The sequence below is a fragment of the Paenibacillus anseongensis genome (assembly GCF_009757995.1).
In the GTDB taxonomy this organism is placed as follows: Bacteria; Bacillota; Bacilli; order Paenibacillales; family NBRC-103111; genus Paenibacillus_E; species Paenibacillus_E chondroitinus.
The window spans coordinates 1-23,455 of record NZ_WSEM01000001.1 but is presented as its reverse complement, the minus strand read 5'-3'; the positions used below and the strand labels follow the sequence as shown (position 1 = coordinate 23,455).

Here is a 23,455-nt window from a genome sequence, read left to right as displayed (position 1 = left end):
GGTGGAGATTCAAACCAAAGTTCATACGATTTTCATGCTGATTGGTTCGACGGAGTGCGGAAAAACGACTTTTGCGAAGGAAGTTTTGATTCCTGGGTTGAGGTTCGCTGATGAGTCCAGGAATGTAAAAGCAAACGTGCAGTATTTATCTTCCGATAGCCTCCGCCAAGAGGTTTTGGGTTATGACTATGATAAATATGACCAGGTGATGCTGGAGGCGAGCGATCAGGCGTTTCACCTGTTGTTCGAAAAGCTGAAGATGGCGACGTCATTCCCGGTCAACGCAGAATTCGTGATTGTGGATACGACGGGGCTGGCCGAGGAATTCCGTGCTAAGGTTCGGGAGATTGCGCGAGCTAATCACTATAACTTGGAAGTTATTTTGTTTGATTATCGCAAGCGGGAGGACTACTACGCCTCGGATCGCTCGAAAAAGTTGATTACAAACCACATTAACCGGTTGAGAAAAGAAGTTTTAGGTTCACTCTCTAGAGAAGACTACTCCAAAATTCATAAGATCCGGTTTAAGGATTTTTACTCCGTGACGGAGGGGCGAGCGAATCCTGCCTACCAAGTGATGATTGATGATCGAGAGGAGTACCTTTCCACTATTCTTCCGCAAAATATGAAGTACATTGTCATTGGCGATATTCATGAATGTGTGGATGAACTCAAAGCGCTGCTGCTGAGCTACGGTTACCAAATCGAGGGCAACAAGCTAGTGGTGACAGATAAAGTGCGGAACACGAAAGTGATTTCTGTGGGAGACTGGATCGATAAGGGGAAGAAAACGAGAGAAATCATCGAGTTTTTGCATGACAATCAGGAGCATTTCTTATTCGTAATGGGGAATCATGAGAATTTTGTATATAAGTACATGCAGGGAGAGATCGGCGGGGTCGATCAAGAACTGCTTCATACCTACTTCGATTCCACACAGGTGTTATCGCAAGATGCAGAGCTGCTTGAGAAGTTTAATGAACTGGTAGCGGTTGCTAAGCCATTTTATCGATTGAATGGGCTGAATAATCCCTCCTTCTATGTGACCCATGCCCCGTGTAAAAACAAATACATTGGCAAACTGGACGCGAATTCGGTCCGTCATCAGCGTAATTATCGCATTGATCGTAATGCGCCATTGGAGGAGCAGCTTACTTTTCTCCGAGATGAAGCGGTGAAGAATTATCCCTATCACATCTTCGGGCACGTTGCCGCCAAAAATGCGTTTCGTATCAAAAACAAAATTCATCTGGACACAGGAAGCGCGCATGGTCATATGTTGTCTTCCGTCAGTATTTCATACAAACCCTTCATGAAATCGCAGAAGTCCGAGCAAACCGTGATGACGGATGCACTTCAAACTTTGTTTCACGAAGAACGCAAGGTGTCGCTGCAAGATATGGGTGAGGATGAGATTCGCAGACTGCATTACGTATCCAGGAACAAGGTTAACTTCATCTCAGGGACAATGTCTCCGGCCGATAAGGATGAGGCTGCGCAGGATCTGGAATCTTTGCGCCGTGGCTTGGGTTATTTTGCTGAGCGGGGTGCTTCGCAGGTTGTTCTGCAACCGAAATACATGGGATCACGCTGTAATATTTACTTAAATAAGGAGATAGACGAGTGCTTTGCGGTCAGCCGTAATGGTTATCGCATCAACCAGATTGATTTGACGGAAATCTATGTAACGCTGCTGCATAAGTTCGGCGGCTATATGGAAGAAAATCAGATTGAAATGCTCATTCTGGACGGTGAGCTTTTGCCGTGGAAAGCGATCGGCGACGGATTGATTCAAAGGCAGTTCAAGCCAATTGAGAAGGCTCTGGAAAGTGAATTGGCATTTTTACAGCAAAATGGGTTTGAGCATGCATTTGGCAAGTTGACGGCCGATTATCGGGCAAGCGGGTTTGAGAAGGATCAGTACAATATGTCTAAGACTTCGCTCAGCGACAAATACGGCTCACATATCTATCAAAACTATAAGAATATCCACGATATTCTGAACTCTTATGTTCCGTTGGAGCAACATGTTCAAGCGTACCAAACCTACAGAAGGCAGCTTGAAATTTATGCGGAAGATGGTGAGCTTACTTACAAACCATTTGCTTTGTTGAAAATTATTTATGAAAATGGCGAGGAGTGCCTACCGGACTGGAAAGCTTCGGAGGTATACAGCTTTTTGTCGGAGGATGATTTTCTACTGCTGGATCTTGCTGATCCGGATTGCTACGAGAAGGCTGAACGCTACTTTTCTAGGCTAACTGTGGATAACTATATGGAAGGCGTCGTGATCAAGCCCGAAGTCATCCAAGCAAATTTGGCGCCTTATATGAAAGTGCGAAATAAGGATTACCTGTCGATCATTTACGGTTATGACTACCGTTTCCCGCACAAGTACAAGAAGCTGATGAAACAAAAGAATATAAATCAAAAGCTTCGTACCTCCATAAATGAATATCGACTAGGGGAACGAATGCGCTTGATTAGGTTCGATGAAATCACACCGGAGAATGACAAGTATAAGGAAGTTGTTGCGAATTTATTATTCGAGGTTGCTGGGGAGAGGGAGATGGATCCTCGGTTGTAGCCAAATAAAACCGTCAGGGTGAAACTGGCGGTTTTTATTTTTTCGATCCCCCCACTTACGCCAAAGTAACTAACTGACAACTTTTTCAGTTCTTATGCAGCTTTTCCTTTGCCTGTATAATAACAAGTGTAAGTAAATCAGTGGATGGAGGACGGAAGATGAACGTTAGAACGCTTGGAAAAACAGGACTGCAGATATCGGAAATCGGATACGGCGCATGGGGAATAGGTAAAACGGCTTGGATTGGCGCTTCCGACGAGGAATCCATTCAAGCACTGAATCGCTCGATTGAGCTGGGGTTGAACTTTATTGATACGGCTTTGGGTTATGGCGATGGTCACAGTGAACGTCTTGTCGGGCAAGTGGTGAAAGCTCATAATAAGCCGATTTATGTAGCGACCAAAATCCCTCCGAAAAACAGACAATGGCCGGCACGCGATGGCGTACCTGTGGAGGAGACTTTTACAGCGGAGCATGTCATAGCAAGTACAGAGCAAAGCCTGCGCAATCTAGGTCTAGAGACGATTGATGTGCAGCAGTTCCACGTCTGGTCGGACGAGTGGGTGGGACAGGGAGACTGGCTGGAAGGGGTCCGCAAGCTGAAAGAGCAGGGCAAAATCCAACACTTCGGCATATCAATTAACGATCACCAACCGAACAATGCGCTCAAGCTGATTGAAACGGGGCTCGTGGATACGGTGCAGGTGATTTATAACATTTTCGATCAAAGTCCTGAGGATCAACTGCTTCCTGCCTGTGCAGCGCACAATGTAGGCGTTATTGTCAGAGTTTCGCTGGATGAAGGCGGTCTCACGGGACGTATTACACCTGACACGACGTTTAGCGAAGGCGATTTCCGCAACAACTATTTTCGGGGTGATCGCAAACAGCAGGTGTATGATCGCGTTCAGAAGATTACAGCTGATCTGGATATTTCTGTTGAGCAAATGCCGGAAATCGCACTGCGGTACGTGCTAAGCCATCCTGCTGTGTCGACGGTCATTCCGGGTATGCGTTCTGTTCGCAACGTGGAAGCAAATATGCGTGTTGGTGACGGACAGGGACTGACCAAGGAACAAGTGGAAAAGCTGAAAGCCCATCGTTGGATTCGGGATTTTTATAGAGGTTGATTAGATATAACGAGGAGGATTTAGGTTTCATGGATAAAAAGAGGATCATTGTAACTGGCGGCAGCGGTAAGGCGGGCCAGTGGATTTTAAAACATTTTGTGGAAAATAATTATGATGTTATTAATTTGGACGTGAAAGCTCCAGCGGAACCGATTTGCCGGACGATTATTACTGATCTTAATGATTTGGGTCAAGTACATAATGCGATATCGCAATTCAGTACTGGCAATCGGAAAGAGGTCGAGGGTATTGTGCATTTTGCCGCTATCCCTCAAGCCTACACGCATACCAATGAGGTATGTTTCCGTAATAATGTGATGAGCACCTACAATATATTGGAGGCGGCGGCCAACTTGGGAGTCAAGAAAGTCGTGCTTGCGTCGAGTGAGTCCTCGTATGGCATTTGTTTTGCCAGTGAGTTTTTCGAGCCTCAGTATTTACCCATCGATGAAGATCACCCACAATTGCCGGAGGACAGCTATGGCTTGTCCAAAGTGGTGAATGAAGTGACCGCGCAGGCGTTCAATCGGCGTACTGGTATGCAGGTGGTCAGTTTCCGCTTAGGCAACATTCTGGTGCCTGAAAGTTACGAGCAGTTGAAAGCTAATTTCGATAATACGGACGCGCGCTTGCGCATCCTGTGGTCCTACATCGATGCAAGGGACGTAGCAACTGCTTGTCTTAAAGCCATTGAGGTCGATGGGCTTGGCGCGGAGGCGCTTATCATTGCAGCAGATGATAGCTCGTCGAATCGACCAACGCTGGATTTAGTGGCGAAGTACCTGCCAGGTGTCAAAGAAATTCGTTCCTCGTTAGAGGGGAGAACATCCCTCATTTCCAACGCGAAGGCGAAAAGATTATTGGGCTGGGAACCACAAATTAAACTAATGGAGCAGTAAGGGGAAGAGCGGTCAATCCTTTGGGATTGGTCGCTTTTTTTGTATTTCAGACATGATATTGCAGGACTTGGACAAAATAATACTGGATTTCCATATTTATGCTTACCGGGGGGTCATAACCACGTCTGATATTCTTACTTCCGTCTATAGTTTAAATGAACAAGAAGATACTCTGTCTTTATTCGAACGCTTAAAAAAAGCTTTTGCGGATTCTGCCGACTATGCGACGATATTGATCGGAATGGAGAATGCGGCCGAATTGTATTTATGTTTTATTTCATCCTTATGCTCCGCACAGAGGTTGGATTTTCTGCTCGGTACCCCCATCACCGGAGATTTGTCCGCGAGGCTTGAGCGTTATAGAGGGACTGGATTTAAGGAAGGGACTTTCGAAAATTGCGTGCAAGCGCTCTGCCACGGCTCAGCCGTTATCTGTAAAGCAAGATCGTCTTCCGGACTGATACTGAATTTATCGGAAAGCCAGCAAAGATCGGTAGGGTCGCCGGTAACTGAAAATGTTCTTCAAGGCCCTATGAACGCTTTCAACGAAAGTCTTGACGTCAATACGGCATTAATTAGACAACAAATTCGTTCTTCCCAATTAAAACTGTGGGAAACGATTGTCGGCACGGCCAGCCACACCCGAGTCGCTCTGTTTTCATATAGTGATGCCGTCGATCCCGATCTGTTGTCACAGCTCAAAGAAAAGCTGGAGCAGATTCAAACGGATGGCATTCAGGACAGCGCACAACTGCTGCGACTGCTAATGGCCAGAAAAAGAATGTTGCTGTTCCCATTGGCCGTCTCCACGGAAAGACCTGATCGTGTATCGGAATCTCTGCTGGCAGGCAAGGTGATCATCATGATAGATGGTTCTCCGTTCGCCTTGATTGTGCCTTCTGTTTACACAGATTTTTGGCGTTCACCCGAGGATAAATATGTCAATCCGCACGTTACCTCTTTTCTGCATACGCTGCGCGTTCTGGCCATGTTTATTAATTTGTTTCTTCCCGCTATGTATGTGGCGCTTACATCTGTCAATGTTGATGTGAACCGCTTGGAGATTAGTCTCGCCGCAGCAGCGAGTAGGGAGGGCGTCCCCTATCCTGTTTTTGTGGAGACACTCCTAATGCTTATAACGACAGATTTCATAACAGAGGCGGGGTTGCGTTTGCCCAAGACGATAAGTTCGACGGTTACGATGGTTGGCGGTGTTGTCCTAGGACAAGCGATTATTCAGGCTAATATTGTCAGCCATCTGTTAGTCATTGTTGTGGCAGCTACGGCCATCACTAATTTTATCGTTATTGATTATCAAATGGGGCTAGTACAGCGAGTCCTGAAGTATTTTGTCGTGATTGGCGCTACGATCGCTGGCCTCCTAGGTATCGTATTCTGCTTAGTGTGCTTAGTTATCTATCTAAGCTGTCTTGAATCCTTCGGAACTCCTTACCTCACACCCTTATGGCACAAGAAGAAAAGGTTGGGATCTTCCTAGCTAGTATTTCAAGAAAGGAGCCTTTGTAATGAAAACTTCTTCCGGCATAACTGGCTATGAAATGTTTGTGATTCAAATGCTGTTCTCAGGTGCCGCGGCAGGTTTCATCTATCCGAGCTTTCTGATTCGCAGTACGTCAGGAAGCTATTGGATCCCGATTGCTGTCTGGGTCGCGGGCGCTCTGCTCAGCTCTTGGCTTTACAGCAGAATGCTGGCCAGGCTGGAAGATAACAAGCTGATTGCTGCCATACGATCCGCGCTTGGCAGCGTGTGGACAAGCATTCTTTGTCTACCCGTATTACTATTCCTGTTCGGAACACTCGTCGTGATGTTGAGAGCCTATTCGGAAATTGTTACGATGACGATGCTGCCCACCACGCCAATATCGTTTTTGAATGGAATGCTCCTTGCTCCTGCTGCACTTGCCTTGGCCGGAATGATGCCAATTGTGAGGGCAGCGAGGGTTTTCTTTCTGTTGGCGTTTATCTGCACATTGGCGCTGCTGATTCTAGGTTTTAGTGATATTGAGTGGACTTTAGGTACACCCTGGCTTCGGACGAACGGCGATTTTCTCCTCAACAAGCACTTTTATGCCGGATCGTTTGTGTGGATGGGATTTACGTTTACCTCACTGATCGGATCATATAGGATGCAGTCCGCAAGGCGCGCCTGGAGAAGCTACGTTGTTGCCCTCCTTTGTGCGCTTCCTTTGATTGCAGGCTATGTTTATTTGCCGGTTATGACCTTTGGAAGGGATTTAAGCCAACGCTTGACCTTTCCTTTCATTTCCAAAATGGATTCGATCTATCATTACTGGATCGTATTTGAGAGTATGACCGCCATTTTTGTTTCCGTGACTATGCTCTATGTTCTGATCACTATGGCGCTGCAGCTGCACGCCTTGGGAGAAATGATCAAAACTTTAATGCCGAGAGCGCACAATGGCCTGATTTACGTCATTATCTTCATTTTTGTTTATACGGCGGCCACGTTATTGTCTTCTTGGAGAGAGGTCGAACATATTGTCTTAGTTACGATTGCCATTCGTCTGTATATCATGTTTGCTTTTCCTTTACTTGGCATGGCTGTCCTGGTTTTTGCTCGAAATCGGAGGGGAAAGGGTAATGAACTATGAGGCGAAAACACCCGATATGGAAGTTAGCCATCGTATGCTTCCTGACGATGACGGTCGGATCCGGATGCTGGGATTCCAAAGACATTGATAATCGGCTCATGATCGGTGTAATAGGATTGGAGAAAGCGCCGGAGACGGGTCTCCGAGTATGGTTCCGATTCCCTCTTCCCAGGGCAGGACAGGAAACGTCGAAAAAAGATTTCTTTACGATGAGCCAGAAAGGGTTCACCGTCCCCGATGCCATGAACAAATTAAGATATAAACTTCCCAAAGCGTTGGAAACTTCCTCAACACGAGCATTGCTGCTAGATGAGCCGTTGGCCAAGACGGGTCTCACCCCTTTTTTGGAATTTGCAATCAGAGAGCGTTCCGTCCCCTTAGATGCTGTAGTTGCTGTGGTCAGGGGCAATATGGAACGGATATTTAGCAGTCCCAATCCGACCGGGGAACTCTCTGGTATTTATACCAAGCTATTTTTCGAACCTTATGCAGGGGGTATCCCTAGAAAAAATGTAACGAAGCTGTGGGAGGTCTACGCCAAATTCTATAACCCGTTTCATGCTAATCTAATCCCGGTATTGATCGAAGGTGAGAAAAATTCGTTTAGCTTTGGCGGCAATGCGATTTTTATCAGCGGTAGGATGGTTGGGGAAATCAACAAGGATGAATCGCTTTTGTATGAAATATTCACGCGCCGGTTTCATGATTCAGAAGTTGAGTTGATGAGTAGATCGGATATTAGGATTGTACATAACCATACCCGGATAGCTACGTCACTTGAGGGTGGGAAACCGATCATCAAAATTGATTGTTCGCTAGTCACAGTTTTAATCGACAGTTCCCGTCAGCGAAAGTTGAATGAATCAGAGATCATTGCTGAGCTGGAGTCGGACCTGAACGGCCATGCCAAATCGTTGTTCGAGAAGACCCAGCGAGAAGGAGCAGATGTCTTTGGCTTCGGTAATCGCTTTCGGAGTCGTCTGGAGCCATCGCAGTATGATCATTGGAACGAGATGTTCAAGTCTGCCGAAATCAGCTATAGTTTTCATATTGATATGAGAAACACGGGATTGGAGTTTATAGACTCGAAGTAGCCAGAAAACGTGGGAGGGAAAGCCATGCAAGAAAAAATCACGTATACATCCATCGATGAGTACATAGCAGCCTTTTCGCCGGAGATTCAGGAGATTCTGCAAAAGCTGCGAGAAGTCATCAAAGAATCCGCCCCGGATGCCAAGGAGAAAATCAGTTACGCGATGCCTACCTTTGAGCAGCATGGGAATTTGGTGCATTTTGCAGCTTTTAAAAATCACATTGGATTTTATCCGGCACCGGACGGAATTACCCAATTCCAAGATGAGGTCGCAGAATATCATGCATCAAAAGGGACTCTGCAATTTCCTCTTGGAAAACCGATACCTTATGAATTGATCAGTCGGATTGTGAAGTATAGGGTTGCTCGGAAATAGAGAAGGCGAAGAGTAAGAGTAGGAAAAAGAAGTGAATGGTTCTATTTGTAATTTCTATGGTCATGCTAGCATATCCAAGCCCCCCACCGCATATCCATTAACAAAAGCATAAAACAGGCAAAGGTGCCTCAGGTCCAAGAACGTCGAGCGTTCTCCGAACCGGGGCACCTTTTTGCTTCCATTCGAGGCGGAGAGGTGAAGGGAGTGCCCCCTAACGAGAAACCGATACGCGCTGTACCACTCGCCGTCCGGATCATCCCGAACGTCGACGCCGGGCTCGCGCAGAAGCTGGAGCTGAAGCCGGGCATCCGCAGCCTCGGCCTGCTGACTTCAACCATCGACGATGTAGGTTACACCGCCATCGATGAAGCAACGAAGAACGCAGCGGTAGAGGTGGTGTATGCCCGCTCGTTCTATGCCGGATCAGGGCATGCGTCGGGGCCACTGTCCGGTGAATTCATCGGCATCATCGGCGGTGCCTCGCCGGACGAAGTACGTAGCGGGCTGGATGCCGCCATACAAGTGATGGAGAGCGGCGCCTGCTTCTACGCGCTGAATGACAACGCAACCCACGCGTACTATGCGCATGTAGTATCCCGCACAGGCTCGTATCTCTCCAAAGAGGCGGAAATCCGGGAAGGCGAGCCGCTTGCTTACTTAATTGCTCCTCCATTGGAAGCCGTCTACGCCATGGATGCCGCACTCAAAGCCGCCGATGTGCGCTTGTGCAAATTCTATGGCCCGCCGACGGAGACGAATTTTGCGGGCGGATTGCTGACAGGCAGTCAATCGGCCTGTATGGCAGCAGCTGAAGCATTTGCGGAGGCTGTCCGTAGCATCGCTAGAGAACCGAAGAAAATAGGCCAGTAAGAGGCAGGTGTCCGTAATGATTGAACAAAAGCTAGCCTTGGGCATGATCGAAACCTACGGCTTGCCGGCATTAATTGCCGCCGCAGACGCTGCAGCAAAAACGGCGGATGTAAAGGTCACGATGTATGAGAAGGTGGATGCCGGCATCGTAACGGTTTATATCTGGGGCGATGTGGCAGCAGTCAAAGCGGCTGTAGATGCGGGGGCAGACGAGGCGAAGCGGGTCGGCAAGTTACTAGGCACACAGGTGATCCCGCGTCCGGATCCTTCGGTCTATACGATGCTGCAGAGTGTTCAAGAGCGGGAGCAGACCAAAGTCCCTGAACAACCAGAAGCACCCAAGCCAAAAGAGCATGAAGAGCCTCCTGCAACTGCACCGAACTGGAGCAAAATGACCGTCGCCCAGCTCAGAGAGCTCGCTCAGAGCATGCCAAAATTCCCGCTGGCCGGACGAGATATTCAGCTGGTTAGCAAAGCGGAGCTAGTCCGGCTTTTCACGGAGCTGTCCGCTGAAGAAGGAGAGCGACTGACATGAAGCTGGACAGCGATTTGCAAGCGATCCAGGAGGTGCGCAATTACCTGCAAGAGGCGAAGGCAGCGCAGAAACTCCTAGAAAAAATGACGCAGCCACAAATCGACGCGATCGTATCCGCTATGGCCGAAGCGGCGGAGCAGCAGGCTGAGCGCCTTGGCGCTATGGCCGTCCACGAGACCGGCTTCGGAAAAGTCGCCGATAAAAAGGCGAAAAATCTGTTCGTCGCGAGGGACATCTATACAGCGATAAAGGACATGCAAACGGTGGGGGTCATCCGCAAGGACAACACAAGGCAGGTCTGGGAAATCGCCCAGCCCGTCGGCACCATTGCCGCCATCATTCCCTCAACGAACCCGACTTCGACGGTGCTGTTCAAATGCCTGATCGCGTTGAAAGCACGCAATGCGATCGTGATCTCCCCGCATCCGTCAGCGCTTCGCTGCTCGCAAGAGTCAGCCGCCGTCATGCGGGATGCAGCAGAGCGTGCGGGAGCTCCGCCGGGGCTCATCCATTGCCTCTCGCATCCCACTTTGGAGGCGAGCGGGGAGCTGATGCGGCATAAGCTGACGGATCTCATCTTAGCCACAGGCGGAACCGCCATGGTGAAGGCCGCCTACAGCTCCGGCAAACCCGCCTATGGTGTCGGGCCCGGCAATGTGCCGGTGTACATTCACCGGAGTGCGAACATCCCAAGTGCGGTGAACCACATTTTGCAGAGTAAAACGTTCGACTACGGCACGATCTGCGCTTCCGAGCAAGCGCTTGTTGTGGATCAAGCCATTAAGCCGTACCTCATCCAAGAATTACAACGTCGAAACGCCTATTTCCTCAATAAGCACGAAAAGCAGAAAATTGCCTCTATCCTGATGACCACCAAAGGGATGAATCCGCAAATTGTTGGCCAATCACCACAGGCCATAGCAGGCAAAGCCGGCATCGATGTCCCGGATAACGCGCAGATGTTAATCGCAGAAGAGACGGAAATTGGGCACGATTACCCTTTTTCCATGGAGAAGCTTTGCCCTGTGCTTGCCTTATATACGGTGAACGACTGGCAGGAGGGCTGCCAAAAGTGCATACAGCTGTTAACGCTCGGTGGCTTAGGACATACGCTCGGCATTCACGCTGAGGACCCAGCGATTATTGAAGCTTTCGGGTTGGAAAAGCCGGCATCGCGCATTGTCGTTAACACGGGAACAACGTTCGGTGGTATCGGTGCTACGACAGGAATCTTCCCCTCCATGACACTGGGCTGCGGGACGTTTGGCAATAACATCACCTCGGACAATATTGGACCGCAGCATTTGCTGAACATCAAGCGGGTCGCCTTCGGCATTAAGGAAATGCCTCTGCCTGAGGAGCCTGTGGCGCCGAATTCCGACGACTCTAGTCAAATAGCCAGCCAAGTGGCGGACGGACTAATCAAGACGAATCAGCTCGGCATTACGCGTGAGGAAGTTGCTCAGATTATCAGAAAGGTCCTTACGGATATGCAATTGTCTTAATCCCATCATCCAAGGAGGAGATCGCAATGGCAGGAGAATTGGCGGCATTAGGTTTAGTGGAAACGAAAGGCTTGGTAGGTTCAATTGAAGCAGCGGATGCGATGGTGAAGGCGGCGAATGTCAGGCTGGTCGGAAAAGTGCATGTCGGCGGAGGGCTAGTGACGGTGATGGTCAGGGGAGATGTCGGTGCTGTCAAAGCAGCCACAGATGCAGGCGCAGCAGCTGCGGAGAAGGTTGGAGAGCTGGTTTCGGTGCATGTGATCCCCCGTCCGCACTCCGACATTGAGTTCATTCTTCCTAAGCTTGAAGGGTAAAAGATGGCGCTCATTACGGAAACGTATCTGCGCGCACAGCTGATCAAAGGTTTGGCGAATCCTTTTCCAGTTACAGAGGGGGATAAGCTGACTCCCGCAGCTGCCGATTTCCTGAAGGAGCGAGGAATTCGTTTACAGCGTGTGGCTTCCGAGCCATCCGGCACCCTGCCACCGAACTTCCTACCTGTTGGCGTCTCCAACCGGCATGTGCACCTCGCACCTCATCATATCGATATGCTGTTCGGCAACGGTTACCGGCTGACACCTTTGCGCGAGCTTTCCCAGAAGGGGCAATTCGCCGCCGTGGAAACAGTGGCAGTCAAAGGCCCGTACGGCAGCCTGTCTAACGTCCGCATCCTGGGACCCTTACGTGGTGCGACCCAAGTGGAAATTTCGCGCACAGACGGATTCGAGCTTGGCGTTCATCCGCCGATTCGCCTATCCGGCGATCTTGCCGACACACCGGGGATTACGCTGGTTGGCACAAAGGGAACCGTCACTTTAAACGAAGGGCTGATCATCGCCAAAAATCACGTACATGCCTCCCCGGAGGAAGCCCAGATCTTGCGCCTAAACCATGGGGACCGCATACACGTGCAAGCAATGGGGGAGCGCTCCATCATTTTTGCCGATGTGATCGTGAGGGTGAGCCCGCAGTATTCGCTGGATTTCCATATCGACCGGGATGAGGCGAATGCAGCCCATTTAACGACAGGGGACACGGTCCAGATCATCTCTAAGAATGCCGAAAGGAGGCTGCGCTAGGTGGAAATCAAGCAAATGGTCGAAGCGATCGTTCGTGAGATTTTGAACCAGCAGGCCAAGAGGCCGAAGGTGCTCTATCTGTTTTACGACAGCACGGCGCATGAAGCTTTCACCGATCATTTTATAGCATTAAATATTCACGGCATTGACCATGATCTGATGTTCCTGGACGGCGAAGCCTCCTGCTGGCTTGGTAAGCACAAGATTGAATGCGCCGGTCGCGGCCAGACTATTGCTTCAGATGAGTTCGCTCCTGCTCCCATAGAGGTGCCGCTTGCGTACGAAGGCATCGTGATTCCTGAAATCGATCTGGATAGTGCGGCGAGAGCAGCCCTTGGCATGAAAGGGACGATCGTCTCGGAAATCATTTTTTCTACGCTGGTTCAAAATAAATTCGTCCTCATCGGTGAGGATATCTCAGGATTGAAAAAGGCGGACCGCCGGACGCTCCAAACGCTGACGCTGCCCACCCCGTATCGCAATCTTTTTGATTATTACAAAATGGAGCTCCAAATGTACGGCGTCGAGTTTGCCCCCAGCAAACAGCTTGCCGAGAAAGCCGTGAGCAAAATCCGCCCTGAAATTTTTGAAGCTCTAGAGGCTCCTGAAACTCCTGTAACTCCAGAATCTTCTGCCCCAGCAGCACCCACATCCGAACCCGTATCCTCAGCCATCGTCTACGAAGGAAAGCTGGTCTCCGCAGAATGGGTCCAACGAGAGCTAAGAAATCGACCATTTCGCTCCTTGCAAATCGGCAGAAAAACAATCATTTCCGCTCTAGCGCAAGACATGCTGAAGGATAAAGGCATCCAGATCGAATATATGGCCGAAAGGTGAGGTCCTATGTTTTACGGGAAAGTCATTGGCAGTGTATGGGCTACGCAAAAGGAAGCAGGCATGGACAATTTAAAGCTGCTCGTCATCCAACCGATGGATTTCAAAGACAGCGAAGCGGGCACGCCCATTATCGCCGCAGACCGCATTGGAGCAGGTGTTGGCGAACGTGTGATCGTATCCAGGGGAAGCCCGGCTCGAACCTTGTTCAAGGATAAAATGGTGCCCATCGATGCGATGATCGTCGGCATTGTCGATAGCTTCGAGGTCGCGAAGGAAGCCGAGGAGGAAGCATGGAAGAGCACAAACAGAGAGTGATTCAGGAATATGTCCCTGGCAAGCAGCTGACACTGGCTCATGTCATTGCCAATCCCGACCCGGTTTTGTATACGAAACTCGGCATCGAGCAGCGCAGCGCGATTGGCATTCTTACGCTGACCCCAACGGAGACGGCGATCATCGCTGCGGACATTGCGACCAAAGCAGCCGACGTGGGCATCGGCTATTTGGACCGATTCACCGGCTCGCTGGTGCTAACGGGAGAAGTTGCTGCTGTGGAGATGGCGATTGCGGCTGTGAATGTGTTTTTGCTCGAAAAGTTGAAATTTTCGACGGCACCGATCACGAGGTCATAACGCGATGAAAAAAGTGATGATCATCGGTGCCGTCGGCGCAGGCAAATCAACGCTGATCAAAGCCTTATTCGGGGAGTCCCAGCCCGCATCCAAAACACAAAGCCTCATCTACCGTGACTGGGTGATCGATACTCCCGGCGAGTACAGCGAGAATCCGCTGTATTACCGCTCGTTAATGGCGACCTCGCATGAGGCCGCAGCTGTTCTGCTGGTTCAAGATGCTACGCGGGACAGGAACTATTTTCCCCCTGGCTTTGAACAAGGTTTCGCCGTGCCGGCTTTAGGGGCTGTGACCAAAATCGATCACCCCCAGGCAGATATCGATCATGCGATCGAACTTCTGAGGCAGGCGCTGCCGGAAGGCGAAATCTTTCTGACATCCGCTGCGTCAAACGAGGGCATTGCCAAGTTAAAAGATAAGCTTATGCAAATCGTACACTCTTGATCCTAAAGTGAAGAGGGATGCACTATGGCGTCCATTATGGAACTGTGCAGGAAGTATACGCTTTTGAGCTCGGAAGAGGCCCAAACCATCCAAGAAATGGCGGATCATCTCCAATTATTTGCCGATGTATCCGAATCCGATGTCTTCATAGACTGCCCACTCCCTGACAAAGGGATGGCGCTAGTCGTGGCGGAGGCGCGTCCCTCCAAAGGCTCTTCCTTGTACAAGACATCAGTCGTAGGTCAGTATGCTTTTGTGCAAAATGAGCCCGCCGTCATGTTCTGCCTGCTTTCCGGGCAATCCGTGATCGGCTCGAGAGGCATTTCGCAGGAGCAGATTGCCATCCAGCAAAATGTCGTGCCGATCCAGTCCAGAACCGGCCAGGTGATCGGGGCACTCATCATGGAGAAGGACATTACGGAGAAGCTTGAGCAGGAGAAGAATGTGACCCGACTGATGGAGACAACGGAACAGCTGAGCGAAACGCTGCTTAGTGTGGCCATGTCGCAGGGCAGCATGCAATCGCTTATGCATGAAGGCGTTATTGTTTTTGATGATAAGGAACGGGTCACCTACACAAATCCGCGTGCTCTCGACATGCTGAAGGAAATCGGTCACACGGCTGACGCGACTAACGGCTCCCTGATCACCCAGTTATTTTACGGGAAATTAACGGTACTTGGCCGCTCAGGCCTCATCCAGCAGGAATTGCAAATCGGGCATGTGACCTTCGAACTCAAGGCCATGTCCATTTACCGGGATCAGCGGGAGGTAGGCGGAATTATTTTACTACGCGATATATCGGATATGAAAGAAAAGGAAAAGCAGCTGATCATCAAATCCGCCGTCATTAAGGAGATTCACCATCGTGTGAAAAATAATTTGCAAACCGTTTCCAGCTTGCTTCGCCTGCAGATGCGAAGAACGAAGCACGAAGAGGTCGTGCAGGTGTATCGCGACAGCATCAACCGCATTAATTCGATAGCTGTCATTCATGAAATGCTTGCGTTTGAAGGACTGGAGACGATCCATTTTAACGAGGTTGTGGACCGCATCATCAAGAACATTATTTCCTCCTCGTCCAAACCGGATCAGACCATTGTCCCGGTTATTTCCGGAGATGAGCTCATTTTACAATCCGATGCCGCTACGACGCTTGCGCTTGTTGTGAATGAACTGGTGCAGAACTGCGTACTGCATGCTTTTGGAGAACGGCGTATGGGACATATTGAAGTTTCTCTGCAGCACCAAGACAGCTTTGCCCGGGTTCGGGTGTCGGATAATGGCATCGGCTTCAAAGCGGCGAATCACTCTGAGCGAAAAGGCCATCTCGGCTTGAAGATCACGGAGACATTAGTAGAAGAAAATCTCGGCGGCGTGCTGGATATCATGACAGATGAGCGAGGAACCGAAGTGCAGCTTACATTTCCAATAGCGAGAACGCAGTCAAAGGAGGACGAAATGCCATGAGAAATGCCATCGTCGTCGTCGATGATGATCCGATCATCCGCATGGATATCCGTGAAATGCTTGAGGAGGGCGGCTACCTTGTCGCAGGCGAAGCCAAAAATGGTGAGGAAGCAATAGAGCTCATAGCTCGCGTGAAACCGGATTTGGCGATTATGGATATTAAAATGCCCGTCATGAACGGCATCAAGGCGTCTCATATTATCCGCAAGCTGCAGCAGGATACATCGGTGCTGCTCCTAACTGCTTACAGCCAGAAGGAGCTGGTGAAGGATGCGCGCGAGGCGGGGGTGGCTGCTTTTTTAGTCAAACCGGTGTCGGAGGAAGACTTGCTGCCTGCTGTCGAGATTGCTTTGAGCCAGAAGGAGAAGATGGACTCGCTAAAACAGGACATCAAGCTTCTAAAGCAATCCATTGAGGAACGGAAGAGCATCGAAAAAGCGAAAGGCCTCGTCATGCAGAAGCATGCTTTGAGTGAGGAAAAGGCCTACGCCAAAATGCGCGAAGTAAGCATGGCGACCCGCATCCCCCTTTCCAAGCTGGCGGCAGATATTCTGCAAGATGGAGCTGAGGTCTTAGCAGGTGCGGGTGAGCGAAAACATGGCTGACCAATGGATTACGAGTGTCGGACTCGATATCGGAACAAGTACAACGAAGATGGTCATTTCCAAGTTGAAAATTGTGCGCTCCTCCGGCGTGCTCAGCCTGCCGCGCTTCCAGATTGCGGAGCGGGAGCTGCTGTACGCAAGCCCGATTTACAGCACTCCGCTCCTCAGCAGCGATGAGATCCACGCCGATCGTATTTGGGCCATCGTGGCTCAAGAGTACGAGCAGGCAGGCATCCTGCCAGCGGATATCAAATCCGGCGCCGTCATCATTACCGGTGAGACGGCGAACAAAACAAACGCGCAGCACATCCTCCATCTGCTCGCAGAACGAGCGGGCGATTTCGTTGTCGCGACTGCCGGCGCGGATCTCGAAGGGCTGCTCGCCGGCAAAGGCGCCGGTGCGGAGCAGCGCTCCTGGCAGCTTCGAGGCGCAGTCGCCAACATCGATATCGGCGGCGGTACGGCGAATGCCGCGATTTTTCATCGCGGCAGGCTGCTCGGCACGGTGGCCTTTCATGTCGGCGGAAGGCTTATCCGGATCGACTCGGCCGGCACGATCCTTGAGGTGTCGCCGTCGATACGCCCTTGGCTGCAGGAGGCCGGCTACACCGTTCAGCCGGGCGACCGGCTCAGCCTGCTGCAGCTGAACGAGATCTGCACAGCCATGTGCCGCTGCATCATGGACTATTTAAGCGGCGTCCGTGTTGCAGACGCTGCAATTAAAGCCTTAATAATCGGAACGCCGTTACCTGCCATCCCATCTATAGAAGAATGGATGGTCTCCGGCGGTGTAGGCCAACTGATGGCAGAGACAATGCCGCCCCGCAGCTTGGAGGACGCTGCCGTTCATCAGGATATCGGCCCGCTGCTTGCCCATGCCTGGAAAGATCTGGCCGCTGGCTACCCTGCTCGCCAGATTCAAGCCGATCAAACGGTCAGAGCGACCGTCATCGGCGCCGGCATGCAGAGCACGGAGATCAGCGGTGCGACGGTGCACTTGGATGCTTCGCTGCTGCCGATCCGCAATTTGCCCGTGCTCAAGCTGGACCTGTCGCCGCAGCTGCTAGTTCAAGACAGCGCGCTCGCAGAACGGTTTGACGCTCTCATGCGAGACGGCGCAAGCTTGTTCGCTCTAGATCGTTCGCCTCCGTTTGGACTCGCGTTGTCAGGGACGCACCACTTAACCTATCCAACTCTTCAATACATAGCCGATAAGCTGTATCTGAGTTTTATTCACCATTTTCCTCATAGTGAAGCGATGGTCGTCATATGCGAAACGGACATCGCCAAAGCGCTCGGCCAATCCCTCTCGAGACGCTGCACGCAACGTCCGAAAGTCATATGCATCGATCAAATCCGCGTGGAGCACGGGGATTACATCGATTTAGGCGAGCCGATTTCCGGCATTATGATTCCCGTAGTGGTCAAAACATTGGCCTTCCAAGGCCAGGGCAGAGGGGAGGAGAGCGGCCGGTGAATTTGAAAACGACACTGCTCGGCACAACGTTTCAATTCAAAAATTTGAAGGAAGTGATGGCCAAAGCGAATGAGGAGAAGTCTGGCGACCAGCTCGCGGGCATTTCTGCGCAGGATGCGAAGGAACGAATCGCCGCCAAAGAGGTGCTTGCCGATTTGACGCTGGCGGATATCCGGAACCATCCCTTGCTGCCTCCGGAGACCGATGAAGTTTCTCGAGTTATCGAGAATGCTTTGAATGAGAAGATCTATGCCGAGGTGCGGAATTGGACGGTGGCTGAGCTGCGGGAGTATTTGCTGCGGCAGGAGACAGGTAATCCCGAAATTCGCCGTCTTTCCCGAGGCCTAACGAGTGAGATGGTGGCCGCTGCCGCCAAGCTGATGACCAATCTGGATCTGGTGCAGGCTGCGTCCAAGATGGAGGTCACTAGCCATTGCAACATCACCATCGGTCAAAAAGGCGTGCTCGCCGGGAGGGCGCAGCCCAATCACCCTACGGATAATATTCAGGGCATAAAAGCAGCGCTTTTTGAAGCATTAAGCTACGGGATTGGTGATGCGGTAATCGGCATCAACCCCGTAATCGATTCCGCAGATAGCGTGAAGCATATTTTGCAGATGACCAAGGAGGTCATGGAAAAATGGCAGATACCTACGCAGAACTGCGTTTTGGCGCATATCAAAACGCAGATGCGGGCTATCCGGCAAGGAGCTCCTGCGGATATGGTGTTCCAAAGCTTGGCGGGAACGGAAGACGGCAATAAAGCTTTTGGCATCGATGTCGCTCTGCTGGATGAAGCGGATGAACTGATCACGCGGGAGGGGACAGGGACGGGGCCGAATCTGTGGTATTTTGAAACGGGCCAGGGCTCTGAACTGTCTGCGGAAGCGCATCACGGCATCGATCAGGTCACGCTGGAGTCGCGCTGTTACGGGCTTGCCCGGAAGTATAAGCCGTTTATCGTCAACACGGTCGTTGGCTTCATCGGGCCCGAGTATTTATATGACAGCAAACAGGTCATTCGCGCCGGGTTGGAGGACCATTTCATGGGCAAGCTGCAGGGGCTGCCGATGGGTGTGGATGTTTGCTATACCAACCATATGAAGGCGGATCAGAATGATATGGACAATTTGGCTGTGCTGCTTTCCGCCGCAGGCGTTAACTATTTGATCGGAGTCGCCATGGCTGACGATTGCATGCTCAATTATCAGTCTACCAGCTATCACGATATCGCCACTTTGCGGGAATTAATGAGACTGCGCCCGGCTCCTGCTTTTGAACAATGGTTAGTTCGAATGGGCCTTATGGACAACGGCCGGCTAACGCCGCTTGCGGGGGACCCGAGTCTATTTATGTGAAGGAGGTGTAGCGATGAACCAAGCTGTCCCCATCGATGCGCTAGTGGATCTGGTGATGGCAGAGCTGGAGAAGAAGCTGTCCGTTACTGTATCAAAAGAAGAAGAGTCCCCGCCGACCGATCAGCCAGATCTCTCAATGCCGTCAGAGGAAGAGCCGCAGTCGCAGGTTCCGAGTCCCAAATGGGAGGAAGGGATGAACGAACTGCTCGCCAGCACACCTTCGCGAATCGGCGTTTGGCGGACCGGAACGCGGGCGTTAACCAAAGAAGTGCTGAAATTCCGCCGTGATCATGCGGCTGCTGTCGATTCCATCTATGGCGAAGCAAGTCAAGCGCTTTTAGACCAATTCGGTTTATTTACCGTGGAAACGCGATACGAGAATACGGAAAACTACCTGAAACGCCCCGACATGGGACGTATTGTTACCGAAGAGGGAATCGCTCTTATCCAGCAAAAATGCAGCAAGCATCCACAAGTGCAGATTGTTGTGTCCGATGGACTTAGCGCCAACGCGGTAGATGCCAATCTGGCCGATGTCTATCCCTCGCTTCTTGACTCGCTGGCGGCTTATCAGTTATCCACAGGTACTCCGTTTTTTGTACGAGGCGGGCGGGTTGCCGTGATGGATCACATTGGGGAAATCCTGCAACCGGATGTGCTTGTGCTTTTGATCGGAGAACGTCCTGGATTGGTTTCGTCCAAATCTTTGAGTGCCTACATCTGTTACAAACCGCGGAAAGGCACGGTAGAAAGCGACCGCACGGTTATATCCAATATTCATCGCGGAGGCACACCTCCTCTGGAGGGCGGCGCACATATCGGCACCATCGTACAAAAAATGCTCGAACAAAAAACGAGCGGAGTTAACCTGGAAATCTGATTTCAGCGAAGGAGGTGGGGCGGAATGGGACTGGCGATTGGCATCTTAATTGTTGTCATCACGTGTTTGTTTGCGGGGTGGATCGTTAACGTTGCGAACAAGGGCATTCGGGAATTCGATGAAAGCAAGCACGAAAGCTTTTTGGGGAAATGAGACTTGGCTGCACAAATCGTTGTGAATGGATGAGGAGGAGTAAAGATGAGCGTATCTTCCAATCATCAGGACAAAGACAAAAGTGATTTGAACAAGTTCGGTTATGCCCAGGAGCTGCTGCGCAGTATGGGCGGATTTTCCAACTTTGCGATCTCATTCTCCATCATTTCCATTTTGACTGGCGCTGTATCCTTATATGGTCACGGATTAACCTATGGCGGATCGGGCATGATGGGCTTCGGCTGGCCGATCGTCGCATTTTTTGTGATGTGCGTTGCGGCGGTTATGGCTGAGCTGGCTTCGGCCATTCCAACGGCAGGCGCTTTATACCATTGGGCTGCGATTCTAAAAAACAAACGCTGGGGCTGGTACACCGCCTGGATCAATCTCATTGGCCAAATCGGCATTGTCGCCGGCATCGATTATTCCGTTGCACTTTTCGCTGATCCTCTTATCGCGAGCGTCTTCGGTTATGAATCTAGCAATACAACCGTGTTGGTTTGCTTCTCGGTCATTTTGCTTACGCATGGGATTCTCAACCACATCGGCATTCGAATCGTTGCGAAGCTGAACGACTTCTCCGCCTGGTATCACATCGCTGTCGTGGCGGTTCTTGTCTTGTCTCTGGCCTTTTTCACCAAAGGCAGCCTAAACCCGGTCTCGTACTTGTTCAAAGTTGGCGAAACCTTCTCTGACAAACCTTATATGTTTGCCTTTTTGATCGGACTTTTGCAGGCACAGTGGACGTTTACGGGTTATGACGCTTCGGCTCATACCATTGAAGAGACGATTAATCCGCGTGTGCGCGCACCTTGGGGCATTTTCACATCCGTCGCTTATTCGTTTGTCATTGGTTTCATTATGCTTGCATTTGTCACTTTGTCCATCAAAGATGCCAGCGCTGCTGCCGGTTCCAGCAATGCGTTCATCTATGTGATCAGCGAAGCGCTTGGCGGCACGTTCGGTTCCGTCATTTTATGGCTGGTCACCGCTGCGATGTGGTTCTGCGGACTTGCGTCTATTACTTCTTTTTCCCGCATGATGTATGCTTTTTCAAGGGATAAAGGGATGCCGTTAAGCTCGCAGTGGGCGCAAATTTCAAAAAAATACCGGACCCCGGCCAAAGCCATCTGGCTGGCCATCATCCTCTCCTTCCTGCTTGCTTTCATCGACTATCTCATCAAAATGGTGAACCCGGATGCCACGTATACAACAATAGCGTTCCTAACGGCGGTTAGTGTTGTTGGTCTTTATGTTGCCTATGGCGTTCCGATTTACTTGAAGCTTCGGGCCAAAGCCGAAGGAAGATTTCAAGATAAGCATCTCGGTCCTTGGAATCTCGGAAAATATAGCAATGCGATCTCCATTGTCGCGCTGCTCTGGATTATTTTTATTTGCGTCATCATGGTTATCCCGCCGAACCAAATGGCCGGCTATGCCGTAGCGGGAATGCTCATTCTCTTGGTCATCATGGATTTGTCCTACTATAACAAGCACTTCCCTGGTCCTCAGGCTGCGCTTAATAAGTCTATGGAGGAGATTTTGCGCCGGGAAAAAGAGCTGGAATAGACTCCGCTTACTGGTTTAGCATTTGATAGATTTGGGCATCCTTTTACTAGAGTTGAAGATTCTAGTGAAGAGGTGCCTTTTTATATGCAGAAAAATTGGGTTAACGCCATTATTGCACTTTCTATTATCGGCCTTATTTTTGGCTGGGTTCGTCATGCAGATGCTCGCAGCGGGCAAGAAGCGCTTCAGCTTTTGAACACGGTGAAACCGTACATGGTGAATGAGCAGCATATCACTTTTAAATATACGGGCTATTACGGAACTTGCGCTGGTAGCGATCTCAATATCCTGCAAACTGGCAAGAAACTTTCTCAAGCCTTCGATATCCCGCAAAAAGAACAATTGGGCGAGTCCAATTCTCATGCTGTGTACACAGCGAGTATGGAGATTGCTCACGGTACGGTCGTTACTTTAACAGTTGCAAGTCCAGCTGGGTCAAACGGCTGCTACACCGTCCTCAAACTAGAGGCATCTGAACAAGCAGATCAATCTGAGCTTATGAATTGGCAGGAGCAAGCGGGCGATCAATTAAAGAAACTAGGCATCCAAGGACAGTGGAATATGATGGTGCAAGGTTATGTGAACGATCAGGTATTATACGGGAAAAATAGTGCCAACGAGGTTATTCAAGTGGTAGCGCAGTCTTTTAAAGGCAAAACTGTAGAGAGCTATAGCGATTCGAAGACGATTAGCTTGTCATTGGCTTCTGATGAGTTTCAAACTTCCATCCAAAGCGGAAATCAAACCGTGAATTTACAGCTTGCTCTGCATCAGGAATCAACTTCAGGCAAATGGCGCCTGACTGCGGGAACACCAATTATCACGATGGAATATTAAAAGGAGTGAGGATATGTCAACGATTATGAAGCCGGTCATCCCGGGTGTGATTGCCGAATCCATTGAAAGCTTGCGACGGGAGGGATGGGAAGACGACGATTTCTTCAACTTTCCCAAGTATGATGACGAATCGACGGAGGCTCGTATTCTGTTCCATTATTTTCGAAATAATCGCGTAACGTTCGCCGCGGCGATCATCAACAGCTATACCGTTCATGATGGATAAAAGATGACATTCACACTTGCTTGAAAGGGCAGGTGTTTCTTTGTTTTAGAAAATGAAAAAAAGAGTTGCATTCCACTTGTTGGACATGTTATATTGTCATTCCGGCCGCAAGAAAGCCGCGAAATAAGCGTGTCAAAGCAGCTCGAAAAAAGAATTAAAAAAAGAGTTGCACAATGAAAAATAGTATGGTATATTACTTTTCGCTGCTTCGGTAACACGGCAGTGAGCGAAAGAAATTGATCTTTGAAAACTGAACAAC

General features: G+C 50.2%; 24 protein-coding genes and 1 pseudogene. All 25 read left to right on the top strand.

Going from position 1 to position 23,455, the window contains the following annotated elements; genetic code table 11:
• Position 1 precedes the first annotated feature (1 nt).
• The 25 genes and pseudogenes from GON05_RS00120 (at position 2) to GON05_RS00005 (ending at position 23,196) form a co-directional block, all read left to right on the top strand.
• Complete coding sequence (locus GON05_RS00120; RefSeq protein ID WP_181646659.1) at positions 2–2,587, top strand: metallophosphoesterase; 2,586 nt, start codon at positions 2–4, stop codon at positions 2,585–2,587.
• A 158-nt stretch (positions 2,588–2,745) separates the two neighbouring features.
• Positions 2,746–3,717: an aldo/keto reductase gene (locus tag GON05_RS00115; RefSeq protein ID WP_157317244.1), complete on the top strand. Its 972-nt coding sequence runs from the start codon at positions 2,746–2,748 to the stop codon at positions 3,715–3,717.
• A 29-nt stretch (positions 3,718–3,746) separates the two neighbouring features.
• Complete coding sequence (locus tag GON05_RS00110; RefSeq protein WP_157317243.1) at positions 3,747–4,616, top strand: NAD-dependent epimerase/dehydratase family protein; 870 nt, start codon at positions 3,747–3,749, stop codon at positions 4,614–4,616.
• A 67-nt stretch (positions 4,617–4,683) separates the two neighbouring features.
• Positions 4,684–6,114, top strand: coding sequence for a spore germination protein (locus tag GON05_RS00105; protein WP_181646658.1), 1,431 nt, complete (start codon positions 4,684–4,686; stop codon positions 6,112–6,114).
• A gap of 28 nt (positions 6,115–6,142) precedes the next feature.
• Positions 6,143–7,249, top strand: a complete 1,107-nt coding sequence (locus GON05_RS00100) for a GerAB/ArcD/ProY family transporter (RefSeq protein ID WP_157317241.1) — start codon at positions 6,143–6,145, stop codon at positions 7,247–7,249.
• A complete protein-coding gene (locus GON05_RS00095; protein WP_157317240.1) occupies positions 7,246–8,343 on the top strand; it encodes a Ger(x)C family spore germination protein in 1,098 nt (365 codons plus the stop codon). The genes GON05_RS00100 and GON05_RS00095 overlap by 4 nt, the downstream gene beginning before the upstream one ends.
• A gap of 24 nt (positions 8,344–8,367) precedes the next feature.
• Positions 8,368–8,753, top strand: a pseudogene (locus tag GON05_RS00090) (iron chaperone).
• A gap of 169 nt (positions 8,754–8,922) precedes the next feature.
• A complete protein-coding gene (gene eutL / locus GON05_RS00085) occupies positions 8,923–9,588 on the top strand; it encodes an ethanolamine utilization microcompartment protein EutL (protein ID WP_181646657.1) in 666 nt (221 codons plus the stop codon).
• Positions 9,589–9,604: 16 nt separating this feature from the next.
• Positions 9,605–10,123 (top strand): BMC domain-containing protein, encoded by a 519-nt coding sequence (locus tag GON05_RS39595; protein ID WP_220138894.1) that lies wholly within the window; start codon positions 9,605–9,607, stop codon positions 10,121–10,123.
• Entirely contained in the window at positions 10,120–11,628 is a 1,509-nt protein-coding gene (locus GON05_RS00075; protein WP_157317238.1) for an acetaldehyde dehydrogenase (acetylating), read from the top strand. Before GON05_RS39595 ends, GON05_RS00075 begins: the two co-directional genes overlap by 4 nt.
• Positions 11,629–11,654: 26 nt before the next feature.
• Complete coding sequence (locus GON05_RS00070) at positions 11,655–11,942, top strand: BMC domain-containing protein (protein WP_127455654.1); 288 nt, start codon at positions 11,655–11,657, stop codon at positions 11,940–11,942.
• A 3-nt stretch (positions 11,943–11,945) separates the two neighbouring features.
• Positions 11,946–12,707 carry a phosphate propanoyltransferase gene (pduL, locus tag GON05_RS00065; protein ID WP_157317237.1) on the top strand — a complete coding sequence of 254 codons (762 nt, stop codon included), beginning with the start codon at positions 11,946–11,948 and terminating at the stop codon, positions 12,705–12,707.
• Positions 12,708–13,544 carry a hypothetical protein gene (locus tag GON05_RS00060; protein WP_181646656.1) on the top strand — a complete coding sequence of 279 codons (837 nt, stop codon included), beginning with the start codon at positions 12,708–12,710 and terminating at the stop codon, positions 13,542–13,544.
• A 6-nt stretch (positions 13,545–13,550) separates the two neighbouring features.
• Entirely contained in the window at positions 13,551–13,859 is a 309-nt protein-coding gene (locus tag GON05_RS00055) for a EutN/CcmL family microcompartment protein (protein ID WP_127455657.1), read from the top strand.
• Positions 13,835–14,176, top strand: coding sequence for a BMC domain-containing protein (locus GON05_RS00050; RefSeq protein ID WP_127455658.1), 342 nt, complete (start codon positions 13,835–13,837; stop codon positions 14,174–14,176). The genes GON05_RS00055 and GON05_RS00050 overlap by 25 nt, the downstream gene beginning before the upstream one ends.
• Before the next feature lie 4 nt (positions 14,177–14,180).
• Entirely contained in the window at positions 14,181–14,621 is a 441-nt protein-coding gene (locus GON05_RS00045) for a EutP/PduV family microcompartment system protein (RefSeq protein ID WP_157317236.1), read from the top strand.
• A gap of 24 nt (positions 14,622–14,645) precedes the next feature.
• The gene (locus GON05_RS00040; RefSeq protein WP_157317235.1) at positions 14,646–16,091 is read left to right on the top strand and encodes a sensor histidine kinase; all 1,446 of its coding nucleotides are present in this window, start codon (positions 14,646–14,648) and stop codon (positions 16,089–16,091) included.
• On the top strand, positions 16,088–16,696 hold the full coding sequence (locus tag GON05_RS00035; RefSeq protein ID WP_157317234.1) for an ANTAR domain-containing response regulator: 609 nt from the start codon (positions 16,088–16,090) through the stop codon (positions 16,694–16,696). Before GON05_RS00040 ends, GON05_RS00035 begins: the two co-directional genes overlap by 4 nt.
• A complete protein-coding gene (locus GON05_RS00030; RefSeq protein ID WP_157317322.1) occupies positions 16,689–18,173 on the top strand; it encodes an ethanolamine ammonia-lyase reactivating factor EutA in 1,485 nt (494 codons plus the stop codon). Before GON05_RS00035 ends, GON05_RS00030 begins: the two co-directional genes overlap by 8 nt.
• Positions 18,170–19,531, top strand: coding sequence for an ethanolamine ammonia-lyase subunit EutB (locus GON05_RS00025; RefSeq protein WP_181646655.1), 1,362 nt, complete (start codon positions 18,170–18,172; stop codon positions 19,529–19,531). The genes GON05_RS00030 and GON05_RS00025 overlap by 4 nt, the downstream gene beginning before the upstream one ends.
• Before the next feature lie 13 nt (positions 19,532–19,544).
• Positions 19,545–20,411: an ethanolamine ammonia-lyase subunit EutC gene (eutC, locus tag GON05_RS00020; protein WP_157317232.1), complete on the top strand. Its 867-nt coding sequence runs from the start codon at positions 19,545–19,547 to the stop codon at positions 20,409–20,411.
• 24 nt (positions 20,412–20,435) lie between these two features.
• Positions 20,436–20,564 (top strand): hypothetical protein, encoded by a 129-nt coding sequence (locus GON05_RS39590; RefSeq protein ID WP_258567645.1) that lies wholly within the window; start codon positions 20,436–20,438, stop codon positions 20,562–20,564.
• A gap of 45 nt (positions 20,565–20,609) precedes the next feature.
• Positions 20,610–22,133: an amino acid permease gene (locus tag GON05_RS00015; protein WP_157317231.1), complete on the top strand. Its 1,524-nt coding sequence runs from the start codon at positions 20,610–20,612 to the stop codon at positions 22,131–22,133.
• Positions 22,134–22,217: 84 nt separating this feature from the next.
• Positions 22,218–22,970, top strand: a complete 753-nt coding sequence (locus GON05_RS00010) for a YwmB family TATA-box binding protein (RefSeq protein ID WP_157317230.1) — start codon at positions 22,218–22,220, stop codon at positions 22,968–22,970.
• Positions 22,971–22,983: 13 nt separating this feature from the next.
• A complete protein-coding gene (locus GON05_RS00005) occupies positions 22,984–23,196 on the top strand; it encodes a hypothetical protein (protein ID WP_157317229.1) in 213 nt (70 codons plus the stop codon).
• The last annotated feature ends 259 nt before the right edge of the window (positions 23,197–23,455 follow it).